A 16,656-nucleotide genomic window follows, 5' to 3' on the forward strand; every position below is an offset into this window, starting at 1 on the left:
TCGGCACCACCCCTGACCAGGCACGTCAACTGCTTGTAGAACACGGGGATGTTCTGGGTCCTCTTCCTGCTGGTGTCCTGGGCAGGGGTGCTGTGGTCGTGCACCCTCCTCCTGGCGGCCGCCACCCACGCCGCGGAGCCCGCCGCCGGCTCCGCCACCGCGCCCCACCACGACGAGCTGAACCTCTACGAGGCCGCCTATCTCGCCGGCGGCCCGCGGCGGGTGGCCGATCTGACGCTGCTGTCGATGCAGCGCCGGCGGCGGCTGCTGCTGGCCCACACCGGCTGGGCCACCGTCGTCGACCCCGTGGGCCACGACGCCCACGAGAGGTCCCTGCTCGGCGCGTTCGGACCCGACGGGCAGTCTCCGGTACCGGACCTGCGGTCCGCGGTGGCCGCGGACGAAGCGGTACGGGCGCTCGCGGAGCGGCTCGGCGAAGCCGGGCTCGCGCTGCCCGCCGGCACCCGGCGCGGGGTCGCCGACGGCGTCCGGGCCGTTCGCGGGGCCACCCTGCTGGTCCTCGCGATGGCCGCGGTCTCCGTCGCCCTCCCGGCGGGCGGGGGCACGACCGAGGGCATGATCCTGGCCTGGTTCTCACTGCCGCTCGTTCTCGGCGCGGGCTGCCTGGCCATAGCCCGCTACGAGGCCCACCCGTACTCGCGCTGGGCCTCCCCGGCCGGCCGGCGGCTGCTCGTCGCCCTGGACCGCGAGCGCGGCGAACGGGATTCGCTGACCTCGGTGGCCGTGCACGGGGTCCGCGTGGTCGCCGATCCCGGACTGCGGGCGGCGCTGGGGTACGGCAACCGGGGGTGGATCCCGCGGCAACGGGGCCATTGACGCCGACACCGGCCGCCGATCCTTTACACGGCCCCCGCCCGATGGTCGTCTCGTCGGACGATACGAAGGGGCCGCCATGCGGATGTCGCTCGCCCGCCTCGCAGCCGCCGCGGCGGGGCTGTCGCTCACCCTGTGCACCGGGGCCACCGCCGTCCACGCGGCCGCCTCCCCGCTCGCGCCGCCACTCCCGCTCCCGGCCGGGACCGCCCCGCCCGCCGCGCCCGGCGGCTCCTCCGCCGCGGAGGCCGGTGCCGAGCTGGCCGCCGGCCGCGCCGCCGCCACCGGCCTGCGCTTCGGGCCCTGCCCGTACGCCGAGGGGCTGCCCGACCCCGTCCGGTGCGCGACCCTGCGGGTGCCGCTCGACTACACCCGCCCCGCCGGACCGCAGATCCCGCTCACCGTCAGCCGCGTCCCGGCGAGCGGCGCCCGCGGCACACCCCGGCAGGGCGCCCTCGTCCACAACCCCGGCGGCCCCGGCGCCTCCGGCATGTCCTTCCCGCTCCTCGCCGCGACGCCCGGCTGGGAGCGGATCGCCGCCGCCTACGACCTCGTCGGCTACGCCCCGCGCGGAGTCGGCCGCTCCGCCCCGCTCTCCTGCGAGGACCCCGCCACCCGCGCCCAGGGCCCCACCCAGGTCCCGGCCGAGCCCTCCCCCTCGTACAAACGTCAGCGCGTCGCCGCGGCCCGCGCCTACGCCCGCGGCTGCGCGCGGCGGGCGGGCCCGGCGCTGCCCCACTACTCGACCCTGGACAACGTCCGCGACCTGCACGTGCTGCGGGCCGCCCTCGGCGAGGAGCGGCTGAGCTTCATGGGCGCCTCGTACGGCACCTATCTGGGCGCTGTCTACGCGACCCTCCACCCGGGCCGCGTCCGGCGCATGGTCCTGGACTCGGCGGTCAATCCCGACCCGCGCCGCGTCTGGTACCGCAACAACCTCGACCAGGCGGCGGCGTTCGAACGCCGCTGGCACGACTTCCGCGCCTGGGTCGCCCGCCACCACGGCACCTATGGCCTCGGCACCACCCCGGCGGCCGTACAGGCGAGCTACGCACGGGTCCGGGACGCCGTGGCCCGCCGGCCCGCCGGCGGGTCCGTCGGCACCGGCGAGCTCCAGGCCGCCTACCTCCAGGCCGCGTACTACGACGACGTCTGGCCCCAGCGCGCGGCGGCCCTGGCGGCCTTCCTGCGCGGCGATCCGGGCCCGCTGACCCGGCAGGCCGCCCCGGACGCGGCCGCGGCGGCCGAAACCGAGAACGCGAGGGCGGTCTACACGGCGGTGCTGTGCAACGACGCTCCCTGGCCCGGCGACTGGGAGACCTGGGACCGCGACAACACCGAACTGGCGCGCACGGCCCCCTTCGAGACCTGGGCCAATGCCTTCCTGAACCTGCCGTGCGCCTCCTGGCCGGTGCGCTCACGGCAGCAGCCGGTCGAGGTCGGGGTCACGGCCGGGAGCCGGGCGGCCGCACTGCCCGGCACACTGATCGTCGCGGCGGAGCGGGACGGTGCGACCCCGTATCCCGGTGCGCTGGAGCTCCAGCGGCGGCTCGGTGGCGGTGCGGCGCTGGTGACGGAGCGCGGGGCCGGCAGCCACGGAGTGTTCGGCGGAGGCAATGGCTGCGTGGACCGTCACGTGGAGCGGTATCTGCTGACGGGTGACACCCCGGGGCGGCGTGTCACGTGTGCGCCGCATCCGGAGCCCGCACCGGTGTCGCTGGACGACGGGGCGGCAAGCGCCCGCGGGGCGCTGCTGCCGCATGTCGTCTGAACTTCCGGGCGGGATCTCCGGCTGCGTCGTTTCGGGGGTGAGGGCCTGTCTTCCGGATCAAGGCCCAGCCTCCCGATCCACCGGAGAAGGTCAGTCCTCCGGTCCTTCCCCCCAGGGGAGGTATCAGGCGAGCCCGGCCACCAGATCGGCGACGGACTTGCGGCGCCCGGTGTAGAAGGGCACCTCTTCGCGGACGTGCATACGGGCCTCGGAGGCGCGCAGGTGACGCATGAGGTCCACGATGCGGTAGAGCTCGTCGGCCTCGAAGGCCAGCAGCCACTCGTAGTCGCCCAGCGAGAAGGAGGCGACGGTGTTGGCGCGCACATCGGGGTAACCGCGGGCCATCTTGCCGTGGTCGGCGAGCATGCGGCGACGGTCCTCGTCGGGCAGCAGGTACCAGTCGTAGCTGCGCACGAAGGGGTACACGCTGACGTAGTCGCGCGCGACCTCGTCGGCCAGGAAGGCCGGGATGTGCGACTTGTTGAACTCGGCCGGGCGGTGCAGGGCCATGTTCGACCACACCGGCTCCAGCGCGCGGCCCAGCTTGGTGCGGCGGAACAGGTTGTAGGCGGTCTGCAGCTCGTCGGAGGTCTCCGCGTGCCACCAGATCATGATGTCCGCGTCGGCGCGCAGGCCGGAGACGTCATAGGTGCCGCGGACGGTGATGTCCTTGGCGGCCAGCTGGTCGAACAGCTCCTGGACCTCGTCGGCGTAGCCGGCGCGGTTCTCGGGCAGGACGTCCTTCAGCTTGAAGACGGACCACAGGGTGTAGCGGATGACCTCGTTGAGGTCCTTCGCCTTCTTCCCCGCGTTGGGAATCTTCTCTGGTGCAGTCATGTGCCTATTGTCCCAGTGCCGATCAGTGCTCTGTGCCAGGGGTGCCGAACGAGGCGATCACGGCCTCGGCGGCCTTGCCGGCACTGGCGATGCACGCCGGAATGCCCACGCCGTCGTAGAGCGCGCCGCACACGGCCAGGCCGGGCAGGGCCGCGACCGCGGTACGGATCCGGGCGACCCGGGAGAGGTGGCCGACCGGGTACTGCGGCAGCCCGCCGTCCCAGCGGGTGACGGTGGAGGCGACCGGCCGGGCCGCGAGGCCCACGGCCGTGCCGAGGTCGGCGAGGGAGACCTCGACCAGTTCGGCGTCGTCCCGCTCCAGTTCGCCCTCGTCCCCGTGGCGGCCCACCGAGGTCCGCAGCAGGAACAGGTCCGGATCGGCCCCGGCCCAGGCCCACTTGTTGCTGGAGAACGTGGACGCCTTGATGGTCCGGCCGTCGACCGGCGGTACGAGGAACCCGCTGGCGCCGCCGCCGGTGACGGAGGCCGGCAGGTCGGAGCGGCGGAAGGCCATCGTGACCAGGGCCATCGAGGCGTACTCGACCCCGCGCAGCTCGGCCGCGGCGGCCGGCGCGAGCCCGTCCAGCAGCCGGGCGGCGGGCCCCGCCGGGGTCGCCAGGACCACGCCGTCGGCCTCGAAGACCTCGGTGGACCCGGCGCCGGCCACGACCCGCCAGCCGCCGCCGGCCGTACGGGTGAGCTCGCGCACGGGGGTGTCGAGCAGGATCCGCGCCCCGGCCGCCCGGCAGGCTTCGGCCACGGCGACCGGGAGCCGGCCGATGCCGCCGTCGATGCCGGCGAACACGGGGCCGGCCGCCTGCGGGTTGTGCTCCGCCCGGCGCTGCAGCTCCCGTACGCCCTCGCCCAGCGAGCGGTGCGTGCGGGCGGCCTCGAAGAGCTGGGGCACGGCGGCCCGCATCGAGATCCGGTAGGCGTCGCCCGCGTAGACCCCGCCGAGCAGCGGTTCCACGAGCCGGTCGACGACCTCGCGGCCGAGCCGGGCGGCGACGTACTCGCCGACCGCGACGTCCTCGCCGATCTCGGTGGGCGGCAGGGCGCCTTCGGCCTCGATCCGGGCCAGGCCCTCGGGCGAGAGCACCCCGGAGGCGGCCAGGGGCCCCAGGTCGCCGGGGACGCCCATGACGTGGCCGCGCGGCATCGGCCGCAGTGCGCCCCGGGTCCACAGGTGGGCGGTGGCGGTGGCGGGTGCCTGGAGGGCTTCGCCGAGGCCCACGGCCCGTGCCAGGGCCACGGCTTCGGGGCGGCGTGCGAGCACGGACTCGGCGCCGAGGTCGACGGGGGCGCCGGCGAGCTCGCCGGCATGCAGCTTGCCTCCGAGCCGGGGCCCTGCCTCCAGCAGCGTGACGCGGACCCCCGCGGAGAGGAGCCGGTGGGCTGCCGCGAGGCCCGCGATGCCGCCGCCGATGACGACGACACGGCCCGTGCCGCCTGATCCGTCCGTACGCATGTCCGCTTCGTGCATGGACACATCGTCTCAGACCGCTCAGGGGCCGATCGTCGAGGCCGGACCGTGATCGCATCGGGACCGGCCCGGTACCGGGAAGGCGAAACCCGCGGGGCGGCCCGGTGCGTCGAAACGGCAACACCAGCCGAACCTCGGGGGTTTACCGCGATGCACACCCGGAACAGACAGCGCTCCGCGGCCGCTCTGGCCGCCCTCTCCCTGGCCGGGGCGCTCGCGCTCACCGGCTGCGCCGCCGACGGCACGGACCGCGCGGCCGACCGGGCGGCGGTTGCGCCCGCCCAGGACGGCAAGGCCCCGGACGGCAAGGCCCAGGAGGGCGCGAAGGGGGCCGCGGCGGCGCCCTCGGCGGCGCCCGGTACCGCCGACAAGGGCGCGCAGCAGCCGGCCGTGGTCCGCCCCAACGTCATCCGTACGGCGACGCTCGGCATCGAGACCACCGACGTGCAGAAGACGCTCGCCGCCGCCCGCGCGGCGGCGGACGGCGCGGGGGGCTACGTCGGCAACGAGTCCACCAGACGCGGTCAGGACGGCCGGATGACCTCGACCCTGACCATGCGGGTGCCGGGCGAGCGCTACGACGCGGTGCTCGGGGCCATGGAGGGCAGCGGCAGGCTCCTGCACCGCAAGGTCGACGCCCAGGACGTCACCGAGAAGGTCGCCGACATCGGCAGCCGGGTCGCCTCCCAGCAGGCCAGCGTCGCCCGGGTGCGGGAGATGATGGGGAAGGCCTCGGCCCTGAGCGAGGTGGTGATGCTCGAGAGCGAGCTGAGCCGGCGCCAGTCCGACCTGGAGTCCCTGCTGGCGCAGCAGACGGCGCTGAAGGACCAGACCTCGCTGGGCACGATCACGCTGGAGGTCTCGGAACCGGCCCCCAAGCCGGTGGTGGAGGCGGAGGAGGAGTCCTCGTTCACGGACGCGCTCAGCGCCGGCTGGGCGGTCTTCACGGCGATCCTGCGCTTCTTCGTACTGGCGGTGGGCGCGCTGCTCCCGTTCGCGCTGGCCGCCGCGCTGGGGACCCTCGGGTACCGGCTCTACCGGCGGCTGCGTCCGGCGCGGTCCCGGGCGGCGGGTCCGGTGCCGGAGCGGGCGCCGGTCCCGGCGGCCCGGGCGGCGGCCACCGGGGCCACCGGGGACACCGGGGACACCGCGGACACCGGAGCCGGCGTACAGGACTGAACGCACGTTCGCCCGTAGCGTGTTCACCATCCGATGACAGTGAAGGGGCGGTACGGCGATGGCGACGGCGGCGAAGGAACGACTGGTGGTGGTCGGCGGTGACGCGGCGGGCATGTCCGCCGCGTCACAGGCCCGGCGGCTCAGGGGGCCGGACGAACTGGAGATCCTCGCCTTCGAGCGCGGGCACTTCACCTCCTACTCCGCGTGCGGCATCCCGTACTGGATCGGCGGCCAGGTCGCCGACCGCGACGACCTCGTCGCCCGCACCCCCGAGGAGCACCGGGCCCGCGGCATCGACCTGCGCACCCGTACCGAGGTCGTGGAACTCGACCTGGAGGGCGGGCGGGTGCGCGCCCGCGATCTGGACAGCGGTTCCGAATCGTGGACGGGCTACGACAAGCTCGTCCTGGCGACGGGCGCCCGCCCGGTCCGCCCGCGCCTGCCCGGCATCGGCGCGCACGGGGTCCACGGCATCCAGAGCCTGGACGACGGTCAGCGCCTGATGGACACCCTGGAGCGTACGGAGGGCCGCCGGGCGGTCGTGGTCGGCGCGGGCTACATCGGCGTGGAGATGGCCGAGGCCCTGATCGGGCGGGGTTACGAGGTCACCGTCCTGCACCGCGGCGAGCAGCCGATGTCCACGCTGGACCCGGACATGGGCGGCCTGGTGCACGGCGCGATGAACGGCATGGGGATCCGTACGGTCTCCCGCGCCGAGGTGACGAAGATCCTCGAGGACGGGGAGGGCCGGGTCCGTGCGGTCGCCACGGCGTCCGGGGAGGAGTACCCGGCGGACGTGGTCGTGCTCGGCATGGGCGTGGAACCGCGCACGGCCTTGGCCCGGGCCGCCGGGCTCCCCCTCGGTCCGTCGGGCGGCATCCTCACGGACCTGTCGATGCGGGTCCGGGGCCACGAGAACGTCTGGTCGGGCGGCGACTGCGTGGAGGTCCTCGACCTGGTCGCCGGCCGCACGCGGCACCTCCCGCTGGGCACGCACGCCAACAAGCACGGCCAGGTCATCGGCTCGGGCGTGGGCGGCGGCTACGCGACGTTCCCGGGGGTGGTGGGTACGGCGGTCAGCAAGGTGTGCGACCTGGAGATCGCCCGTACGGGGCTGCGCGAGAAGGACGCGCTGGAGGCCGGGCTGCGCTTCGTCACCGCCACCATCCGCTCGACGAACACGGCGGGCTACTACCCGGGGGCGGCGGAGATGACGGTGAAGATGCTGGCGGAGCGGCGCACGGGGCGTCTGCTGGGCGTGCAGATCGTGGGCGGCGCCGGGTCCGCGAAGCGGGTGGACATCGCAGCGGTCGCGCTGACGGCGGGTATGACGGTGGAGCAGGTCGTGTCCCTGGACCTGGGCTACGCCCCGCCGTTCTCTCCCGTGTGGGACCCGATCCTGGTGGCCGCCCGCAAGGCGGTGACAGCGGTCCGCTCTGCGGGGGTGTGAGCCCTGCGGGGCCGGTCCCCTACCCGCCCTTTCTCCGTTTCCCGGGGCTCCGCCCCGGACCCCGTACGGGCGCTGCGCGCCCGTCGCCTCAAACGCCGGCGAGGCTGATTCAGCCTCGCCGGCGTTTGAGGCGCGGGTAGGGGACCGGCTAGCGCTGCGTCCGGGTGTGGACGTAGTCCACCAGGCGGGTGAGGGCGTCCGGGTCGGTCGTCGGGAGGACGCCGTGGCCCAGGTTGAAGACGTGGCCCTCCAGGCCGGCCGCGGCCGCGAGGACCTCGTCGGTCTTGGCCTCCACGGCCTCCGGGGTGGAGAAGAGGACGGCGGGGTCCAGGTTGCCCTGGAGCGCCTTGCCGGGGCCGACGCGGCGGACGGCCTCGTCCAGCGGGACCCGGTAGTCGACGCCCACGACGTCCGCGCCGGCCTCGCCCATCAGACCGAGCAGCTCACCCGTGCCCACGCCGAAGTGGATGCGCGGGACACCGTAGGAGGCGACGGACTGCAGGACCTTCGCGGAGGCGGGCATCACCGAGCGGCGGTAGTCCGCCGGGGCCAGGGCGCCGACCCAGGAGTCGAAGAGCTGCACCGCGGAGGCGCCGGCCTCGATCTGGACCTTCAGGAAGGCGGAGGTGATCTCCGCGAGGCGGTCGAGCAGGTCCGCCCACAGCTGCGGGTCCCCGTACATCAGGGCCTTGGTGTGCTCGTGGTTCTTCGAGGGGCCGCCCTCGACCAGGTAGCTCGCGAGGGTGAAAGGCGCGCCCGCGAATCCGATCAACGGCGTGGAGCCGAGTTCACCCGTGAGCATGCCGATCGCCTCGGTGACGTACGAGACGTCCTCCGGGGTGAGGTCGCGCAGCTGTGCGAGGTCCTCGCGGCGGCGGATCGGCTGGGCGACGACCGGGCCGATGCCCGGCTTGATGTCGAGGTCGACACCGATGGCCTTCAGCGGGACCACGATGTCGGAGAAGAAGATCGCCGCGTCCACCTTGTGGCGGCGCACCGGCTGCAGCGTGATCTCCGTGACCAGGTCGGGCCGCATGCAGGACTCGAGCATCTGCGTGCCCTCGCGCACCTTGCGGTACTCCGGCAGCGAGCGTCCCGCCTGCCTCATGAACCACACCGGCGTGTGCGGCACCGGCTCCCGCCGGCACGCCTTCAGGAAGGCGGAATCGTACGTCTGACTCGGCTGGCCCGTCGGGCGGTCGTTGGCACTCACGACCCAAATCTTCGCACGTATGAAGAAGTGCCCGGCCCGGCGCGGGTGTCCCTGCGCCGTACGGGCGCACATACCGCCTAGTCTTCCCCGCATGGCTGCGGCTCAGGGACGATTTTCAGATGGCGCTGACGGTATGGACAGCGCGGAGGAGAGCTCCGTCCCGCTCCCGTTCCGTCGGGCGGTCGACGGCTTGAAGAAGGCGCGGCTGCGTCCGGGGATCGAGATCGACCCCACGAAGCCGCCGCAGAGACTGGCACCGTACGCCTACGCGCTGGAGGCGGCGGTGGTGGAGGGGGAGGACGACCTGGCCGACGGCCGGCTCATCCTGCTCCACGACCCGGCCGGGCACGACGCCTGGCAGGGGACCTTCCGGCTGGTGACGCTCGTACGGGCGGAGCTGGAGCCGGAGATGGCCGCGGACCCGCTCCTTCCCGAGGTGTGCTGGTCCTGGCTGACGGGCGCGCTGGACGCGCGCGGGCTCACGTACGGGGAGGCGAGCGGGACCGTGACCATGGCCGGCTCGCACTACTTCGGCGGGCTCGCGGAGCGGCGGCCGGCGACGCAGATCGAGATCAGAGCCTCGTGGACGCCGCGCGAGGGGGTGGGCGGGGTGCCGGACACCTCGGCGCACCTGGCGGCGTGGTGCGAGTTGCTGTGCCAGGTCGCGGGGCTGCCTCCGGTGGGGCCGACGGACAGCGCGACGGGTGTGGTCTCCCTGCCACAGCGCCGCGGTCCGCACCACCCGTAGCCGCGGGGCCGTACGGCCGTGCGGCAGAGGGGCCCGGACGCGAACGACCGGTCGAAGCCCGTAACAGAGTGTCGGAACAACGGCATCCGGTGCGGGCTTCTGATCACCCGATGATCGATCGTGCGTCCGAATTGCCCGAATTGTTACTCACCAAATCGTGATCATTCCCTAAAGCCGGGCGGGTGACGTGCCGAAGGAGTCAGTGACCATCCGCACGGTTCGCACCGGCTTCCTTCCCCGAGCCGGCCGTCCCGCCACTCCCCCAGGAGGCCTAGGTGTCCGTTCTTCTCGAGCAGCCCGCAAGCCTGGTCGCCTACCGCCCGAACAAGCCGACGGCCATGGTCGTCGTGGCCGACCCGCGCGTCCGTTCCACCGTGACCCGCCATCTGTGGGCCCTCGGAGTACGTGACGTGATCGAGGCGTCGTCCATCGCGGAGGCCCGCCCCCGCGTCGGCAGCCCGCGCGACATCTGCGTGGCCGACGTACACCTGCCCGACGGTTCCGGTCTCACCCTGCTCTCCGAGACCCGTGCCGCGGGCTGGCCCAACGGGCTGGCGCTGTCCGCCGCCGACGACATCGGCGCGGTGCGCAACGCCCTCGCCGGCGGTGTGAAGGGCTACGTCGTCACCGGTACGCGCACCAACATCGGGCTTCCCACCCGGCCCGGCGCAGCCCCCATCGGCGCCGCCGCCGCCCGTATGCACCGCCGCCCCCCGGGTGCCCCGAGCCACCCGGGCGGCTACCGAGAGCTCTCCGGCCGCGAGGTCGAGGTCCTGCGCCTCGTCGCGGAGGGCCAGTCCAACAAGGCCATCGGCGTTTCGATGGGCCTGTCCGCCCTGACCGTCAAGTCCCACCTCGCCCGGATCGCCCGCAAGCTGGGCACCGGCGACCGGGCCGGAATGGTGGCCGTCGCCCTCCGGACCGGGATCATCCACTGACCGCCGGCGGCCGGAGCTCCCGGATAGCAGGCCGGGACAGCCGTCCGGAACACCCCCGGGAAACTCCCCGCATACTCATCGCGCCCGTCGACGGAACGTTCCGGCGACGGGCGCCTCGTATCCACGGATACCCTTGACCGGTGACCGACGCCCAAGAGACCGCAGCAGACCTGCGCACCACCACCGGGGGCGGCCCCCCGGACGACGTCGTCAGTTCGTCCGATGGGCCGCCGATTCCATTGCTGGAGCCCCGTGAGGGGATCCCCCCGGTCGTCGCCGACGCGGACGCGCTCGCCCGGGTGGTCGCGGCCTTCGCCGCGGGCACCGGGCCCGTGGCCGTCGACGCCGAGCGCGCCTCCGGATACCGCTACGGCCAGCGCGCCTACCTGGTGCAGTTGCGCCGCGAGGGCGCGGGATCCGCGCTGATCGACCCGGTGGGCTGCCCCGACCTGTCCGCACTGGGCGAGGCCCTGTCCGGCACCGAGTGGATCCTGCACGCCGCCACGCAGGACCTGCCGTGCCTGCGCGAAATAGGCATGGTCCCGACCTCGCTCTTCGACACCGAACTGGCGGGGCGGCTCGCCGGCTTCCCGCGGGTCGGACTGGGCGCCATGGTCGAGAGCGTGCTCGGCTACGCCCTGGAGAAGGGGCACTCAGCCGTCGACTGGTCCACCCGCCCGCTTCCGGAGCCGTGGCTGCGCTACGCCGCGCTGGACGTGGAACTGCTGGTGGACCTGCGGGACGCCCTGGAGAAGGAGCTGGACCGGCAGGGCAAGCTGGAATGGGCCCGCCAGGAGTTCGAGGCCATCGCCTCCGCTCCGCCCGCGCCGCCGCGCAAGGACCCGTGGCGCCGTACGTCCGGCATGCACAAGGTGCGCCGCCGCCGGCAGATGGCGGTCGTACGGGAGCTGTGGGAGTCGCGGGACCGGATCGCCCAGCGGCGCGACGTCTCCCCCGGCAAGGTGCTGGGCGACGCCGCGATCGTCGAGGCCGCCCTGGCCCTCCCGGCGAACGTGCACACCCTGTCCGCCCTGCCCGGCTACGGGCAGCGGATGGGCCGGCGCCAGCTGGAGCAGTGGATGGCCGCCGTGGACCGGGCGAAGGCCCTGCCCGAGAGCGAGCTGCCGCAGCCGGGGGCGACCCCGGCCGGTCCGCCGCCGCCGCGCTCCTGGGCCGACAAGGACCCGGCCGCCGCGGCCCGGCTGTCGGCGGCCCGCGCCGCCGTCTCGGCCCTGGCCGAGTCGCTGAACCTGCCCCAGGAGAACCTGATCGCCCCGGACACGGTCCGCCGCCTGTGCTGGGAGCCGCCGCAGCGGCTGGAGCAGGACACGGTGGCGCAGGCCCTGGCGGGCTACGGCGCCCGCCCGTGGCAGATCGAGCAGGTCACCCCGGTGCTGGTGACGGCCCTGGAGCCGGCCGCCTCCTGACCCGTACGCCCCGAGAGCCCCCGTCCCGCCTGCGCGGACGGGGGCTCTCGGCGTTCCCGGGCACGCCCGTCAGTCCCCCCGCGCCACCGCCGTGTCGCCCGCCTCGCCCGCCTCGCCCGCCTCGCCCGGCGCACGGAGCGCCACGAGCGTGCCCTTCGTGAGCGCGAACGCCTGACCGGCGCGGGCCGCCGGCCCGGCCGCCCCCGCCGGGAACCCGGGCAGCAGACCGGCCACGCGCCGCCCCAGCGTCATCCGCTCCGCCACCTCGCCGGTGGGGCCGAGGCGGAAGAGGGTGCCCTGGGTTCCCGCGACCAGGAAGCCGTCCGCGACCGGGACCACCCCTTCGGCCATGCGGTGGCCCGCTTCCACCCGCCACAGCGGCGTCCCGTCGGCCGGGTCCAGCACGTCGAACCCCTTCGGCCCGCTCAGCCACAGCAGACCCCCCGCCTCGGACACCGGCCCGGCCGCGCCGGACACCGGGAGCGTCCGTGCCCGCGTGCCCGTACGAAACCCGCGCGCACCGGTCCGGAAGCGGAGCTCGGTGACGGGCCCGCCGTCGCAGCAGAGCAGCACGCGGCCGCCGCCCGCCCGCGAGAAGACCGCCCGGTCGTCCCCGTCCGGCAACATCCCCGGCAACGGCACGCGCTCCGCACGCGACCCGTCGCCGAGCCGGATCCGGCGGACCTCCGCCCCGCCCGGCGCGCCCAGCAGGGCCGTACCGTCGCCCAGGCCGAGCGGCAGCACGGTGTCGACGGGGCGGGGGGTCCGCCAGACGGGGCGCCCGGTGGCCGTGTCGAAGGCCTGGAGCGGGGTGTACCCGCGCCAGCCGCCGACGAGCACGGTGTCCCCGGCCACCGCCACGTGGCCCGTGAAGCCGGGCAGGGGTGCCCGCCAGAGCTCCGCGCCGGACCGCAGATCGCGGCAGGAGAGCGCGTCCACGTCCTGCGCGATCCCGTAGCAGCGACCGTCCGCGGCCACCACCGCCCGCGGCCACCGTCCGAACGGGTGGTCCCAGCGGACGGAGCCGTCCTCACGCTCCAGGCAGACCAGTCTGCTGAAGCGCTCGTGAACGACGACGCAGTCGTCGGCCACCGCCACGGTCCTCGGATCGCCCTGCTGGTGGAGGGGGCGCTCCCACATCACGTACGTGCTCACGGGCACCATCTTCCGCGCGGCGCGGCCGGCCGGCCCGGAACAGGCGCGGTGTGACCTTCGCCGCTGTTCGGGGAGGGGGTGTGCACATGAGTTACCCACAAGTAGCATGGGCCGGGTGAGCGGGCGCTCAGTGAGAAGGAGCGCTCCGCCGCGCAGCAGTGCACACCCGCACCTGGAGGAGAGCCAACGTGCCTCGTACCGTCAGGGACGTCGTCTTCGTCGACGGCGTCCGCACCCCGTTCGGCAAGGCGGGCCCGAAGGGCATCTACCACGAGACCCGCGCCGACGACCTCGTCGTGAAGGCGATCCGGGAGCTGCTGCGCCGCAACCCGGACCTGGACCCCAAGAAGATCGACGAGGTCGCCATCGCCGCGACCACGCAGATCGGTGACCAGGGCCTGACGCTGGGCCGTACCGCCGGCATCCTCGCGGGCCTCCCGCAGTCCGTCCCGGGCTACTCCATCGACCGCATGTGCGCCGGCGCGCTGACCGCCGTGACCGCCGTCGCGGGCGGTGTGGCCTTCGGTGCGTACGACGTCGCCCTCGCCGGCGGTGTCGAGCACATGGGCCGCCACCCCATGGGCGAGGGCGTGGACCCGAACCCGCGCTTCGTCTCCGAGAAGCTGGTCGACGAGTCCGCCCTGTTCATGGGCATGACCGCCGAGAACCTGCACGACCGGTACCCGACGATCACCAAGCTCCGCGCCGACGAGTACGCCGTGCGCTCGCAGGAGAAGGCCGCCAAGGCGTACGCCGACGGCAAGATCCAGCAGGACCTGGTCCCGATCTCGGTGCGCAACACCAACGAGGCCGCGGGTGAGACGGGCTGGGGCCTGGTCACCACCGACGAGCCGATGCGCCCGGGCACCACGTTGGAGAACCTGGCCAACCTGAAGACCCCGTTCCGTACCCACGGCCGGGTCACCGCGGGCAACGCCGCCGGTCTCAACGACGGTGCCACCGCCGCGATCATCGCGTCCGAGGACTTCGCCCGGGAGAACAACCTCCCGGTCAAGATGCGCCTGGTCTCGTACTCCTTCGCCGGTGTCGAGCCGGAGGTCATGGGCTACGGCCCGATCCCGGCCACCGAAAAGGCCCTCGCCCAGGCCGGTCTGACGATCGACGACATAGGCCTGTTCGAGATCAACGAGGCCTTCGCCGTGCAGGTGCTGGCCTTCCTGGAGCACTACGGCATCGCCGACGACGACGCCCGCGTGAACCAGTACGGCGGCGCCATCGCCTTCGGGCACCCGCTCGCCTCCTCCGGCGTCCGCCTGATGACGCAGCTGGCCCGCCAGTTCGAGGAGCAGCCGCACGTCCGCTACGGCCTGACCACCATGTGCGTCGGCTTCGGCATGGGCGCCACGGTCATCTGGGAGAACCCGAACTTCAACGCCGAGGGAGACTCCAAGTGAGCACCACCGCTGAGCTCCTGAAGGGTGCGGCCGAGCTGTTCCCGGACGAGGTCGTCACGTCCGCGCACGTCCGCCACCTGGACCTGCCGTTCGGCGCCGGGCGCTTCGCGCTCATCACGCTGGACAACGGTTTCGACCACACCAAGCCGACCACCTTCGGCCCGCAGTCCCTCGCCAACCTGAACGCGGCGATCGACCAGGTCGAGCAGGAGGCCATCGCCGGCTCCATCGTCGGCGCGGGCATCACCGGCAAGCCGTTCATCTTCGCCGTCGGCGCCGACCTCAAGGGTGTCGAGCTGCTGAAGAAGCACGACGAGGCGCTCGCCATCGGCAAGGGCGGCCACGACGTCTTCAAGCGCCTGTCGGCCCTGGCCGTCCCCACCTTCGCGTACTACAACGGCGCGGCGATGGGCGGCGGTGTCGAGGTGGGTCTGCACTGCACCTACCGCACCGTCTCGAAGGCCATCCCGGCCTTCTCGCTGCCCGAGGTCTTCCTCGGTCTGGTTCCGGGCTGGGGCGGCTGCGCCATCCTCCCGAACCTGATCGGCGCGGAGCGCGCGGTCTCGGTCATCATCGAGAACTCGCTGAACCAGAACCGCCAGCTCAAGGGCAAGCAGGTCTTCGAGCTCGGCATCGCCGACGCGATCTTCGAGGGCGCGGACTTCCTCGAGCAGTCGCTCCTGTGGACCGCCAACGTCCTCAACGGCACCACCGAGGTCGTCCGCGCGGAGATCGACCGCGGCGAGGCCTGGGACGCGGCCGTCGCCAAGGGCCGCTTCATCGCGGACTCCAAGGTGCACGGCGCCGCTCCGGCCGCCTACCGCGCGCTGGACATCATCGCCGCGGCCAAGGACGGCGACCTGCAGGCCGGCTTCGACGCCGAGGACACGGCTCTGGCCGACCTCATCATGGGCGGCGAGCTGCGCTCGGGCATCTACGCCTTCAACCTGGTCCAGAAGCGCGCCAAGCGCCCGGCGGGTGCCCCGGACAAGTCCCTGGCCCGTCCGGTCACCAAGGTCGGCGTCGTCGGCGCGGGCCTGATGGCCTCGCAGCTGGCGCTGCTCTTCCTGCGCCGCCTGGAGGTGCCGGTGGTCCTCACCGACATCGACCAGGAGCGCGTGGACAAGGGCGTGGGCTACGTCCACGCCGAGATCCAGAAGCTGCTCGGCAAGGGCCGCATCAACCAGGACAAGGCCAACCGCCTGACCGCCCTGGTGACCGGTGTCCTGGACAAGGCCGAGGGCTTCGCGGACGCGGACTTCATCATCGAGGCCGTGTTCGAGGAGATGTCCGTCAAGCAGAAGGTGTTCGCGGAGGTCGAGGCGGTCGCCCCGGCGCACGCGATCCTCGCCACCAACACCTCCTCGCTGTCGGTGTCGGAGATGGCCTCGAAGCTCCAGCACCCGGAGCGCGTGGTCGGCTTCCACTTCTTCAACCCGGTCGCGATCCTCCCGCTGCTGGAGATCGTCCGCGGTGAGCAGACCGACGACGCCTCGCTGGCCACGGCCTTCGGTGTCGCCAAGAAGCTGAAGAAGACCGCGGTCCTCACCAAGGACGCCCCGGCGTTCGTCGTGAACCGCATCCTGACCCGCTTCATGGGCGAGATCCAGAACGTCATCGACGAGGGCACCCCGGTCGTCACGGCCGAGAAGGCCATCGAGCCGCTCGGCCTGCCGATGTCCCCGCTGGTGCTGCTGGAGCTCGTCGGCCCGGCGATCGGCCTGCACGTGTCCGAGACCCTGAACCGCGCCTTCCCGGAGCGCTTCACCGTCTCGCCGAACCTGGCCGCCGTGGTCAAGGCGGGCAAGCGCGGCTTCTACGTCTACGATTCCGGCAAGCCGGAGCTGGACCCCGAGGTCGCCGCCCTCCTGGTGCAGGGCGACTCCGTCCTGACGGAGGAGCAGGTCCGCGACCGCGTCCTGGACGCGGTGGCGCAGGAGATCGGCCTGATGCTGGAGGAGGGTGTCGTGGCCGAGGCCCAGGACATCGACCTCTGCCTCATCACCGGCGCCGGCTGGCCCTTCCACCTGGGCGGCATCACGCCGTACCTGGACCGCGAGGGCGTCTCGGAGCGCGTGAACGGCAAGAAGTTCCTGGCCCCGGGCGTGGCGAGCGTCCCGGCCTGATGAAGGACGGCGGCCGGCCCCGGCCGGCCGCCGCGTGGAAGGCGCCCGTCCCCCTCCCGGGGGCGGGCGCCTTTCCCGTT

Annotated in this window: 13 protein-coding genes; 9 read left to right on the forward strand and 4 right to left on the reverse strand. The window is 73.6% G+C overall.

Annotated features, from left to right (window positions below):
* Window positions 1–48: 48 nt before the first annotated feature.
* Together ACIP5M_RS13475 and ACIP5M_RS13480 are read left to right on the forward strand one after the other, a co-directional pair.
* On the forward strand, window positions 49–837 hold the full coding sequence (locus tag ACIP5M_RS13475) for a TIGR04222 domain-containing membrane protein (RefSeq protein ID WP_401195959.1): 789 nt from the start codon (window positions 49–51) through the stop codon (window positions 835–837).
* 82 nt (window positions 838–919) lie between these two features.
* Entirely contained in the window at window positions 920–2,605 is a 1,686-nt protein-coding gene (locus ACIP5M_RS13480) for an alpha/beta hydrolase (protein WP_401196331.1), read from the forward strand.
* Between the two features lie 123 nt (window positions 2,606–2,728).
* Here ACIP5M_RS13480 and hemQ read toward each other — a convergent pair whose 3' ends face one another.
* Entirely contained in the window at window positions 2,729–3,442 is a 714-nt protein-coding gene (gene hemQ / locus ACIP5M_RS13485; protein WP_215011973.1) for a hydrogen peroxide-dependent heme synthase, read from the reverse strand.
* A gap of 22 nt (window positions 3,443–3,464) precedes the next feature.
* Window positions 3,465–4,925, reverse strand: a complete 1,461-nt coding sequence (hemG, locus tag ACIP5M_RS13490; RefSeq protein WP_401195961.1) for a protoporphyrinogen oxidase — start codon at window positions 4,923–4,925, stop codon at window positions 3,465–3,467.
* A gap of 150 nt (window positions 4,926–5,075) precedes the next feature.
* On the opposite strand from hemG, the gene ACIP5M_RS13495 reads away from it, so the two are divergent.
* Together ACIP5M_RS13495 and ACIP5M_RS13500 are read left to right on the forward strand one after the other, a co-directional pair.
* Window positions 5,076–6,104, forward strand: coding sequence for a DUF4349 domain-containing protein (locus ACIP5M_RS13495; protein WP_401195963.1), 1,029 nt, complete (start codon window positions 5,076–5,078; stop codon window positions 6,102–6,104).
* A gap of 58 nt (window positions 6,105–6,162) precedes the next feature.
* Window positions 6,163–7,554 carry an FAD-dependent oxidoreductase gene (locus ACIP5M_RS13500; protein WP_401195965.1) on the forward strand — a complete coding sequence of 464 codons (1,392 nt, stop codon included), beginning with the start codon at window positions 6,163–6,165 and terminating at the stop codon, window positions 7,552–7,554.
* Window positions 7,555–7,702: 148 nt separating this feature from the next.
* Here ACIP5M_RS13500 and hemE read toward each other — a convergent pair whose 3' ends face one another.
* Window positions 7,703–8,767: a uroporphyrinogen decarboxylase gene (hemE, locus tag ACIP5M_RS13505; RefSeq protein WP_401195968.1), complete on the reverse strand. Its 1,065-nt coding sequence runs from the start codon at window positions 8,765–8,767 to the stop codon at window positions 7,703–7,705.
* 91 nt (window positions 8,768–8,858) lie between these two features.
* On the opposite strand from hemE, the gene ACIP5M_RS13510 reads away from it, so the two are divergent.
* From ACIP5M_RS13510 to ACIP5M_RS13520, 3 genes are all read left to right on the forward strand, one after another.
* Complete coding sequence (locus ACIP5M_RS13510) at window positions 8,859–9,515, forward strand: DUF3000 domain-containing protein (protein WP_401195970.1); 657 nt, start codon at window positions 8,859–8,861, stop codon at window positions 9,513–9,515.
* Between the two features lie 275 nt (window positions 9,516–9,790).
* On the forward strand, window positions 9,791–10,453 hold the full coding sequence (locus tag ACIP5M_RS13515) for a response regulator transcription factor (RefSeq protein WP_007267191.1): 663 nt from the start codon (window positions 9,791–9,793) through the stop codon (window positions 10,451–10,453).
* 140 nt (window positions 10,454–10,593) lie between these two features.
* Window positions 10,594–11,880 carry an HRDC domain-containing protein gene (locus ACIP5M_RS13520; protein ID WP_401195973.1) on the forward strand — a complete coding sequence of 429 codons (1,287 nt, stop codon included), beginning with the start codon at window positions 10,594–10,596 and terminating at the stop codon, window positions 11,878–11,880.
* Between the two features lie 69 nt (window positions 11,881–11,949).
* Here ACIP5M_RS13520 and ACIP5M_RS13525 read toward each other — a convergent pair whose 3' ends face one another.
* A complete protein-coding gene (locus ACIP5M_RS13525; RefSeq protein WP_401195976.1) occupies window positions 11,950–13,035 on the reverse strand; it encodes a PQQ-binding-like beta-propeller repeat protein in 1,086 nt (361 codons plus the stop codon).
* A 188-nt stretch (window positions 13,036–13,223) separates the two neighbouring features.
* Here ACIP5M_RS13525 and ACIP5M_RS13530 point away from each other — a divergent pair, with 188 nt between their 5' ends.
* Entirely contained in the window at window positions 13,224–14,450 is a 1,227-nt protein-coding gene (locus ACIP5M_RS13530; protein WP_030960473.1) for an acetyl-CoA C-acyltransferase, read from the forward strand.
* Window positions 14,447–16,576 (forward strand): 3-hydroxyacyl-CoA dehydrogenase NAD-binding domain-containing protein, encoded by a 2,130-nt coding sequence (locus ACIP5M_RS13535; protein WP_401195979.1) that lies wholly within the window; start codon window positions 14,447–14,449, stop codon window positions 16,574–16,576. Before ACIP5M_RS13530 ends, ACIP5M_RS13535 begins: the two co-directional genes overlap by 4 nt.
* The last annotated feature ends 80 nt before the right edge of the window (window positions 16,577–16,656 follow it).

The organism is Streptomyces sp. NPDC088762 (assembly GCF_044750905.1).
Lineage (GTDB): Bacteria > Actinomycetota > Actinomycetes > Streptomycetales > Streptomycetaceae > Streptomyces.

What these genes read in the sequence shown, in the direction of transcription:
- ACIP5M_RS13475 (WP_401195959.1), top strand. Translation starts at nt 49, where the DNA reads ATGTTCTGGGTCCTCTTCCTGCTGGTGTCCTGGGCAGGGGTGCTGTGG.
- ACIP5M_RS13480 (WP_401196331.1), top strand. Translation starts at nt 920, where the DNA reads ATGTCGCTCGCCCGCCTCGCAGCCGCCGCGGCGGGGCTGTCGCTCACC.
- hemQ (WP_215011973.1), bottom strand. Translation starts at nt 3,442, where the DNA reads ATGACTGCACCAGAGAAGATTCCCAACGCGGGGAAGAAGGCGAAGGAC.
- hemG (WP_401195961.1), bottom strand. Translation starts at nt 4,925, where the DNA reads ATGCACGAAGCGGACATGCGTACGGACGGATCAGGCGGCACGGGCCGT.
- ACIP5M_RS13495 (WP_401195963.1), top strand. Translation starts at nt 5,076, where the DNA reads ATGCACACCCGGAACAGACAGCGCTCCGCGGCCGCTCTGGCCGCCCTC.
- ACIP5M_RS13500 (WP_401195965.1), top strand. Translation starts at nt 6,163, where the DNA reads ATGGCGACGGCGGCGAAGGAACGACTGGTGGTGGTCGGCGGTGACGCG.
- ACIP5M_RS13510 (WP_401195970.1), top strand. Translation starts at nt 8,859, where the DNA reads ATGGCTGCGGCTCAGGGACGATTTTCAGATGGCGCTGACGGTATGGAC.